This window comes from Chengkuizengella sediminis, assembly GCF_010078385.1.
Taxonomy (GTDB): Bacteria; Bacillota; Bacilli; order Paenibacillales; family KCTC-33759; genus Chengkuizengella; species Chengkuizengella sediminis.
In genome coordinates this window covers 75,553-82,055 of the sequence record NZ_SIJC01000013.1, presented here as the reverse complement: position 1 = coordinate 82,055, position 6,503 = coordinate 75,553, and the positions used below count along the sequence as shown (strand labels likewise).

At 30.0% G+C, this 6,503-nt stretch carries 6 protein-coding genes; 1 reads left to right on the top strand and 5 read right to left on the bottom strand.

Features of this window, described 5'->3' with window-relative positions:
• Window positions 1-677 (top strand): ABC transporter permease (locus EPK97_RS18935; RefSeq protein WP_162038188.1); only part of this gene is annotated, 677 nt, incomplete at its 5' end.
• A 316-nt stretch (window positions 678-993) separates the two neighbouring features.
• Here the strand turns inward: EPK97_RS18935 and EPK97_RS18930 are convergent.
• The 5 genes from EPK97_RS18930 to EPK97_RS18910 form a co-directional block, all read right to left on the bottom strand.
• Window positions 994-1,200 carry a helix-turn-helix transcriptional regulator gene (locus EPK97_RS18930; protein WP_162038187.1) on the bottom strand — a complete coding sequence of 69 codons (207 nt, stop codon included), beginning with the start codon at window positions 1,198-1,200 and terminating at the stop codon, window positions 994-996.
• Between the two features lie 152 nt (window positions 1,201-1,352).
• Window positions 1,353-1,832: a DUF2062 domain-containing protein gene (locus EPK97_RS18925; RefSeq protein ID WP_162038186.1), complete on the bottom strand. Its 480-nt coding sequence runs from the start codon at window positions 1,830-1,832 to the stop codon at window positions 1,353-1,355.
• A 354-nt stretch (window positions 1,833-2,186) separates the two neighbouring features.
• Window positions 2,187-3,296, bottom strand: coding sequence for an MGDG synthase family glycosyltransferase (locus EPK97_RS18920; RefSeq protein WP_162038185.1), 1,110 nt, complete (start codon window positions 3,294-3,296; stop codon window positions 2,187-2,189).
• Window positions 3,297-3,472: 176 nt separating this feature from the next.
• Window positions 3,473-5,632: a sensor histidine kinase gene (locus EPK97_RS18915; RefSeq protein WP_162038184.1), complete on the bottom strand. Its 2,160-nt coding sequence runs from the start codon at window positions 5,630-5,632 to the stop codon at window positions 3,473-3,475.
• A 70-nt stretch (window positions 5,633-5,702) separates the two neighbouring features.
• Window positions 5,703-6,392, bottom strand: coding sequence for a response regulator transcription factor (locus tag EPK97_RS18910; protein ID WP_170295578.1), 690 nt, complete (start codon window positions 6,390-6,392; stop codon window positions 5,703-5,705).
• Between the last annotated feature and the right edge of the window lie 111 nt (window positions 6,393-6,503).

The following is a 6,503-nucleotide window of genomic DNA, read 5'->3' as shown; positions in this document are numbered from 1 at the left end:
AACCGTTACTAAAAGAAATTGAAGATTTTACAATGAAAACTTTTCTTAATTCAGAACAAAGTAACGACGAAGATCTTGAAAACTTAAATTTAGATAATGAAAAAACTTATGACGACGTAAAAATATATACAAATAATTTAGAAAATGTGAGTGATGTAACTGAAAAATTGAATGAGCTTGGTTATGGGAACTATTCTGTTACAAGTGAACTGGGACAAATCAATATTATATTTCTAGTTATAAAGATTGGATTGATATTTGTTGGAACCATTGCCTTAATTATTGCTTCTATCGGTATCTATAACACGATGACAATGGCAGTTACAGAGCGTACGCAAGATATTGGCATTATGAAAGCAATTGGAGCACACCCATCAACAATAAAACAAATCTTCCTAATTGAAAGCAGTTATATTGGCCTGATAGGTGCATTTATTGGTACTGTATTTGCTTATGCAACAAGTTTTGTTATTAATTTTGCAACACCAATGCTTATTGAAACTCTTAGTGGTAATGAAGGAGTAGACACTCATAATATAATGTTGACTTATATCCCAATCTCATTAGTTGCCACTTCAGTCTCAATTAGTTTATTAGTAGCTATATTTTCAGGGTGGCGACCTTCGAAAAAAGCGACAACAATAGATGTACTAAAAGCGATGCGTAGAGATATATAACAATTAAACATTTAAGTAAATAGGAAAGTGAATTAATAATATAGACCCTTATTTATCATTAAAATTAGATAAATAAGGGGTTTATTATAATCCCAAATAAATACCCCCTCCAAATTAAATCTTATAAATAAATGATTAATGACACCTTAATAAATTTTTGATAATACAACCATTGAAAGAGAAAAAGTCATAATAGTTAGAGCTCCAAGGATTGCAACAGCTCCTATAGCACACTTTCTATTAATAAAAGGAAACCTAATATTGTATACCATAATCTTATACTCATATATGATCTGAACCTCCAATTTTAATAATTTCACTTATAATCTTCATCTTCTAAAATAAATATACTTTCTACATTTGATTGAAATATTTCAGCTATTATCATAGCTAGAGGAAGTGATGGATTGTATTTCCCTTTTTCAATTGAAATAATTGTTTGTCTTGATACACCTATCTTTTCTGCTAACTTATCTTGCGAAAGATCAAATTTCTTTCTATACTCAACCACTTTGTTCTTCAATTCATCACCTCTCTTTTTTTCTTAAATATAAAGTAAGCTTTACGTAAAGTATATTTTACTGTAAAACTTACTTTACGTCAGGTTCACTTTACATTTTTATAATGAAAAGAATCCCGTATCGATTTGATTACGACGGGATTCTTTTCAATTTTTTATGAGTGATATGATTTAGAGCCTTTATGTTCAAGTTTTTTATTTAAGATGATTTTTTTCTTACTCTTCATTTTTTTCAAAATCGGAATACGGTATCTCTTGAAAATATAATATAATACAAAATACAATATAATACTGCTTAAAATACTGTTAATTACTGCTCCTATCATAAAATCATATGTCATCGTTAAGGCATTCATATGCTCTAAACGAAAAAATAGCAATTCTCCTATTTGATAATTCCCGATAAATAATAATGGCCAAATAAAAGATCCTAATGATGCTGCTATGAGCGTTGCAACCATATTTGCCTTAAATATTTTTGCTATAGCAATAGATAATATAGGACCGATTCCAAACGTAGGAAACCAACATGGAATAAATCCTAATGAAAATCCAAGAGAAATTTGTTTAGCCCCGCCTTTTAATCGAAACAATCGAATAAAGTAATATTTTATATCTCTAAATCTTTTTTTCATTGATAATCGTCCTTTTTAAGCCAATATCGTCAAGTAAATGAATCTTTCAGTTTAATAACATATCGCACAATAATTCCAAAAAAACTTCACTGATTGGTGAACCTCTTACTTAGTATTAATAAATTGTTAAAGTGTATTAAAAATCAACTTGATGAAACTACAAAAGTTATAATGGATAACGTGACACTTAAAGTAATTACTTCTGTCCATATTAATAACTTTTTAACTAACATTGGAAAAACTCCTTTTTACTTAGTTATAAAGCTTATTTAATTTGATCTTATCTGTATAATAATAGACGAGCTCATTTTTATTTACCCTGCACTTAATACAACTAAATAATGAAAAAACATTCTATATCACTTTTTTATAGACAGATTGAAAGATCTCATCCATACATTTTTCAGGATGGTAATTATATTTTGCTGGTAAAAACTCAACCCGATTCTCATCTTTTTTTATCAATTGATTCAATCGTTGATTTAGTTGATTAAAAGTGTCAATTTTCTCTCCTAATTGATATTTCACAAAAAACTTGCAGTTTTCTTCCTCTTGACCAGGAATTGGATTTAAAAATAACATTGGTAACTTTTTTGCAATTGCTTCTGTGGAAGTGATTCCACCTGGTTTGGTAATCAAAAGATCGGAAACATCCATCAATTTATTAATGTATTTCGTATATCCTTGTATTTTAATATTTGGATGTTGGAACAAAGGGTTTGTTGATAATTGAGTAAATGCTTCTTTATTGTTTCCTAGACAGATAACAATCTGTATTTTTTCTTTCCATGATAAAAGTTGGGTTAATAACTCCTCATAATTGAGTACCCCCCAACCACCACCCATAACAAGAATAGTTGGCATCTCCTTCAAATCAAATTGATCACGAATCGTTTTTTTGTTATGCTTTACCAAAAAATTAGGATCTATAGGAATACCAGAAACTTTTATTTTATGTGCTGGTACTCCATTTTGAATCATTTTTAACTTCATTTCAAAATTAGATATAAAATAAATATCGCATTCATTCGTTAGCCAAGCTTGATGAAGATTATAATCTGTAATGACTGTAATTAAGGGAATGTTCAACCCCCTTCGTTTAAGTCTAGAAATAACCATATTAGGGAAAGGGTGTGTGCAAATAATCACATCTGGTTTATATTGCTGAATGAATTTATAAGTCTGAGCATAAAAAATTTTGTGTACTGCTAACTGAGAAATTGGTTTAGTAACACCTTCATTTTGAGATTGATATAACCACCCATATAATTTAGGGTGACTAAAAACTGCCTTTTTATAAAGTTTTAAAATGACAGGTGCTAGAAAGGGATGAAGTGATTTTCCAAGTTCTAATACTTGACACTGTAAATTGGAATCATTTAGATTTAAACCTTGTGCAATAGCGTTGGCAGTTTGAGTGTGCCCAGTGCCAAAACCTTCTGATAAGATTAAAATATTTTTCATATATATTCACCTACTGGGTTCAATTAAATAGATTTGTTGTTACGTAACTATTCATTTAGACGTAATCATTTGCTCAAATCCTTCAATCATTACATAAACCAAACAAATTTAATTTAGGTTCATGTTATCATCAGTAGGTTTTATAGGTAAGTACTAATTTTTTTTAGTACCTATTTTTAAGAAGTTGCAATTTGAACTGTTACTTTAAATAAATCCCCATCTAACTCTATCTTGAGTATACCTCCATGCAAATCAACAATGGATTGGGCGATAGCAAGCCCTAACCCAGATCCTTCTGTATGACGTGACTTATCTGCTCGTTTAAATCGTTCAAGCAATTCATTAATATTTTCTCCAAGCTCATATTTAGTTACATTTTTTATTACAAATTCTGCTTGTCCATTCTCATGCTTTAATGCAACATATACTCTCGATCCTTTAAGTGAATATTTCATAGCATTAACGATTAGATTATCTAATACGCGCCACCATCTTTGTCCATCCACATTTGCAATAACAGATGTTTCTGGTATTGCTACTTTGAGTTCAAGCCCTGATTGTTCAAGTTGTTCTTGATGTTCACCTAACACTTGCTGTAATAATTGTGTCAAATCTACCTCATGTTTATGCAGTTCTAAGTTCCCACTAGCCATCTTTGATACTTCAAACAAATCCTCAATCAATATTTTTAAGCGGTTGGACTTGCGTTCCAATATTTTTACATATTCTATTCTCTCTTCTTCCGTCAGTTCCTGATTTTTCAATAAATCTGTATATGTGATTATTGACGTAAGTGGTGTTCTCAAATCATGACTAACATTTGTAATCAATTCTGTTTTTAATCGTTCACTTTTGGCTTGCTCTGTTAATGAGGTCTTAATTCCAGTTCTTAGTTTATTTAAATTTGCTGCATGTTTTGCTATTACTGATTTTCCTTTTTCAGGTACAGGATCATGTAAAGTACCATCAACTAAACGTTCTGTTGCAATAAACACCCGATTCAAATAACCAATTTTTCTAAATATTAACGTTACTAAAGGTATCCCAATGAAAAGAATAAATAAAACATACATAAAAGCAATATTAGAATAATATGCAAACTGTATTATAGACGTTGTCAATGAGCCCCAGACAAATATTAAAATTAAGGTTAACAATACTTGTATTCCAATAGAAGTTTTTGCAAATACATCTTGAATTGTATACAAAAACTTAGCAATCAAACTGTTTTTTATTTTTGTAATCAAACCGTTTCTATCTCTAACCTTTTCATATATCCAAATCAATTGATAAATGCCTAACCATAAAGAAAAAACTACAACGATTTGAGAAATAAGGATCCCCAAAGAAATTTGAAAATTGCCGTAAAAAAATAAATTAAAGTAGCCCATTAGTATAGTTAAAAAAGCAGATAACACTACCACATTAAAAATTAATAATAGAAGCCATATTTCCAACGGACATTTATCAAAAAGACGCATCATAAATCCATCTCGAAACCATGATTTTCGAAACTTGAATTTAAATAAAATAGTGACTAAAGCAATTATACCTATAACCATTGATGATAAAGTTATGTTTCTTTCTATTTTAAATGACTGGTAATCAGGAATTAAGTGTGTTTTAGAAGTTGGAATTATGATTTTTCCCTCATACATAACAGAGCTACCTTCTAATAACTGATCAAGCATTAGTGATCTACTGATATTGTGCGATGCTAATGGTAACTTTAAAAACCCATTTTTATCGTTATACTTCCTAGAAAGTGCTGTTTGCTCTGACAGATCTCCCTTTGAAAAAATTTCACCAGTTTCTATATTTCTTAGTTCATAACTAAAAATGTTGTAATCTAACTGTTGTTCATTTTGTAAAAGTTGTAAATAGGAGTTAAATTCCTCTTGCAATTCTACTCTTATTTTTTCCTCTACATAAGAATCATCCTCAAATATTTTCTTTATGTCATTTATTTTAAGGTCTCTCTCTTTTTTAAGTGCATCAACAGCTGCAGTATTCCCGAAATTTTGTGCCTCTGAAATACGTAAATTATAATCGGTTTCAATCGCTGATAATTGCTCACTTAAACTACCATAGCGATTTCTATAATCATTTATATAAGATTTGTCAATAGTGATATTTTCTAAATCAGGTATATTTGTTAATTCCATTAAACCTAAATAATCTAAAAAGTTATTATAGGAATATGTGAATTGTTCACTATCAAAATAATCATCTGTACCTATAAATCGTTCAGCATTATCAATAGTTATGAAGATGGACAAGAAAACAACACTTAATAATAAACACCAACTAAATGTTTTAAAAAAGTTTCTGCGCATACTTTTGAAACACCTCCCTTTAAAGCCATTCATTATATCTATTACATAAATATAAATTTTTCAATTAGTATTACTTTTCAATCTTATAGCCAATCCCCCATACAACCTTTATATAACGAGGATTTTTGGGATTTTCTTCTATTTTCTCGCGTATTTTTCGAATGTGAACGGCTACAATATTTTCAGCGTTATATGCTTCTTCTTGCCAAACACGTTCATAAATATCATTAATGGAAAAAACACGCCCTGCATTAAGCAATAATAGTTCAGTAATCTTATACTCAATTGGGGTTAGTTTAATTGACTTACCATCCACCTTAACTTCCTTTGCCTCCCGGTCAAGAACTAAACCATTTACCTCAGTTGATGATTGTTGCTCATTGTATGTCCCTAGTTGAACATACCTACGCATTTGTGATTTCACTCGTGCCACCAATTCCATTGGATGAAAGGGCTTTGTAATATAATCATCAGCCCCTACTGATAAACCATGGATTTTATCTGAATCTTCAGCTTTTGCACTAAGCACAATAATTGGAATGTTATATTTCTCACGTATTTTAAACGTCGTTTGGATTCCATCCATTTCAGGCATCATAATATCCAAAATAATTAAATGTACATCATGGTGTTCTAACAATTTAATCGTTTCAACACCGTTGGCTGCTTTTAGCACTTGATAACCTTCGTTTTTTAAATAAATTTCAATACCATCCCTAATCTCCTCCTTGTCATCCGTTACTAAAATCGTATAGCTCATCACAGTCACACCTCATTCCTAATCTCTTATTAAGTATAATGATCAATTCTTAATAATCTCATTAAACAAAAATGAAGAAATTCTTAAGAAATTCCTAATAACCACTGGTTG